General features: G+C 61.4%; 4 protein-coding genes. All 4 read right to left on the bottom strand.

Annotated features, from left to right (window positions below):
• Window positions 1–463 precede the first annotated feature (463 nt).
• Window positions 464–883 carry a type II toxin-antitoxin system HicB family antitoxin gene (locus tag EV657_RS21310; RefSeq protein WP_134079861.1) on the bottom strand — a complete coding sequence of 140 codons (420 nt, stop codon included), beginning with the start codon at window positions 881–883 and terminating at the stop codon, window positions 464–466.
• A gap of 32 nt (window positions 884–915) precedes the next feature.
• Window positions 916–1,104 carry a type II toxin-antitoxin system HicA family toxin gene (locus EV657_RS21305; protein ID WP_080616996.1) on the bottom strand — a complete coding sequence of 63 codons (189 nt, stop codon included), beginning with the start codon at window positions 1,102–1,104 and terminating at the stop codon, window positions 916–918.
• A 345-nt stretch (window positions 1,105–1,449) separates the two neighbouring features.
• Window positions 1,450–2,445, bottom strand: a complete 996-nt coding sequence (locus EV657_RS21300; RefSeq protein ID WP_243837782.1) for a site-specific integrase — start codon at window positions 2,443–2,445, stop codon at window positions 1,450–1,452.
• Window positions 2,442–2,594, bottom strand: coding sequence for a hypothetical protein (locus tag EV657_RS22445; protein WP_202241840.1), 153 nt, complete (start codon window positions 2,592–2,594; stop codon window positions 2,442–2,444). The genes EV657_RS21300 and EV657_RS22445 overlap by 4 nt, the downstream gene beginning before the upstream one ends.
• Window positions 2,595–2,737 lie beyond the last annotated feature (143 nt).

The following is a 2,737-nucleotide window of genomic DNA, read 5'->3' as shown; positions in this document are numbered from 1 at the left end:
CAGAAAAGGTTGCTCATCATCACCCACCGTCAGTCCGAGAGCTTGAATCATTCAGCCGTAGCGGTTTCAAGCAGATCAATGGGTCCTGAGCCTAGATCGAATACCTTTAGGTCACATATGCTGACCCAAAGCAGTCTGTAGGCCCTTGGGCGATGGTTGTGCCTGAGGTTTGTGGCCTCGGCGAAAACCACCGTTTGTATCCGTCGCTGAGAGCCGTCATTCATCGGATGACCGCTCCGTTCGCTCTCCGGACCTTGGCGGCTTCAGCGCGTGCTGTAACCGCGACTAACGGCCGCTTTTCGTGACTCCGCAGGTCGCAGAGGCCGAGGCGCTCAACGGCCGCTAACGGCAGATGCCAACCAGACGGCGGCCAGCTGCGCGGTGTGCGCGCTGAGGCGGGAGATGATACCCTAGCGGCGCAGTGGACCGTGCCCAGCGTCGTTGCGCCATCACTATCCGGACCTCAGGCTGCAGCCTCCAACGCGAACCCGGGAGCCCGTCCCAACGCAGCGAACGCCGCATCGTATTGCTCCAACCGGGTGGCGTGGTTCGGATCGAACAGCCGGTCAACCTGGGGCCGATGCCAGCCGAGATCCCGGACCAGATCGGCGCGGGTCTTGTCCGCATCTGACAGGGCCCAGAACAACAGGACCTTGATCTGGAGCTGCAGCGGAACCGCCACGAGGCGCGGGCCTTCGCTCGGCTGCGGGATGTCCTCGAAACCCGATAGGCGTGATGCCAGCGCTTCGGAGATCGCTCCTTTGGCCATGCTCAGGGCTTCGGCTTCGGTTTCGCCGAAGCTGGTCACCTCCGGCAGATCCGGGCAGGTCACCAAAAAGGTACCGTTGTCGTCAGGGGTCAGGTCTACGGGATAGGCCAGCATCAGGGGATCGCCTCCTTCGGGAGATCCCGGCCTCACTTGAGGCCGAGATCCTTGAGTATCTTGTTCACCAGCCCCGTACCGAGTTCCTTGCGGGCCCCGTGCATCGGGATCTGGCTTTTCCTGTCGCCCAATCGAACAGTCTTGTGGCCGCTGCCCCCTTTGTGGGTTTCGAAGGTGCAGCCTTTGGAGCGCAGGAGCTTTTCGAGTTCTTTGCTGTTCATGGATATAACATAGTCAACACATCTGCTTAAGTCAACAGATGTGTTTAATTGCGGCGTGGAAATCTACGCCTGCGACCCGATCCTGGGCATCCACCCGATAAGAAGCGGATCGTGACATTCTGCTTTGGCGAGGCTGGCCTTCAACATTCGCGCATCGTTCCCGCTATGTACCGCCGTTGCTGAAACGAATTTCCCTTTTCTTTCAGATCGTTCAGGCGGATTGCAAATCCGTGTACAGGAGTTCGATTCTCCTACTCGCCTCCAATACTTTCAATGGGTTAGTGCCTTGCTTGCTCATTGGGGTATCACCTCGGGTATCAGTTTCTTGTTCTGGTCTCGTTCTGTTCAGCGTCTCTTTTCGGCTGCCTGACGTGCCCGCATGATCTGCCGGGCCTCGCCCGCGTATTTCTCGATCATCGCTTTCGTGGCGTGTCCGCTGTAGGCCGCGATTTCGTCGTCGGAACAACCATCCAGGGCAAGTTCCCGGACCCCGCGATACCGCAGCGCGTGCAGGTCGTAGGCTTCGAGCCCGAGGCGGCGCCGCTCCTTCAACATGATCTGCGCCATGTAGCGATAGCTCACGGGGTTGCCGTCGCGCTTCATCAGGATCGGCCGTCCAGCGATGGGCACGGCACCCAGCGCGTCCTTTGCACGATCCAGAGCCGCCTTGAGCTGGGGCGTGCACGGAAGCACCAGGGACTTGTCGGTCTTGTTCTGGCGAAGGGTCAGGGACTCGCCGTTATAGTCTCCCCAACGGAAGCCCACCCAATCCCCCGGCCGTTGAACGCTGCCGACGCCGATTTCGAAGATCAGGCGGGGCAGCTCCTCGGCTTCCGAGCGGAATTTCTCCACCGCCCAATCCGGCCAGGGAAGATGCTGCTTCCGGCGTTTCTCGGGCGTCTTAAGGGCTCGCACGCCCTTCGCTGGGTTGTTCGCCAGCCAGCCCAGGTCGATAGCGTGTTCGCAGAGGATCACCAGCATCTGCGGGATGTAGTTCGCGAAGCGGGTGCGATGCGCGTTCGCCTTCTGCGCGGCGATCACGTCCGCCCGCGTCAGCGCCTTCACGTCGCGGGTGCCGATCTTCTCCCGGAGGTAGGCCATCACCTTGTCATAGTCTTGGCGGGTGCGGGGTTTCAGCCCCAGCCAGCGGTCGGAGCTCCGGTAGTCGTCCATAAGGGCGTTCCAGGAGGTCTTGGCCTGCATCCGCTTCCCGGTCAGGATCTCCCAATACTCCCGGTCGAATTCCGCGGTGCCCTCCGGGGCCATGATCCTGCACAGGCGCCCCCTGAGGCGCACGTAGATGCGTCCGCTCGGATGCCGCCAGAGATAGCGCTTGCTCACCAACTCACGTCCCCCATGCCCTCGGCCGCTTCCCCGCTGGCAATGCGGCGGAGGTCTTCGACCGGCCAGCGGATCAGGCCAGGAGCGATCTCACGGCCGCGCGGCAGGTGCCCCGCCTCCACCAGCGCGCGAAACTCGGCCTGCTTCATGTCGAGAAGCTGAGCCGCGTTGCGTTCGCTTGCGAAGATGGGAACCGTCCTAGGTCGTGTTGACAAAAGGGATTCCGCTCGTGCGTAGGGCATGATTCAAGCTGGCATCTGCGATGGAGACCAGCTTGGCACGAGATCTTATG

Origin of the sequence: Rhodovulum visakhapatnamense, assembly GCF_004365965.1 — a bacterium.
In the GTDB taxonomy this organism is placed as follows: domain Bacteria; phylum Pseudomonadota; class Alphaproteobacteria; order Rhodobacterales; family Rhodobacteraceae; genus Rhodovulum; species Rhodovulum visakhapatnamense.
The sequence above is the reverse complement of the archived record's forward strand: the minus strand, read 5'-3'. Positions and strand labels throughout refer to the sequence as shown.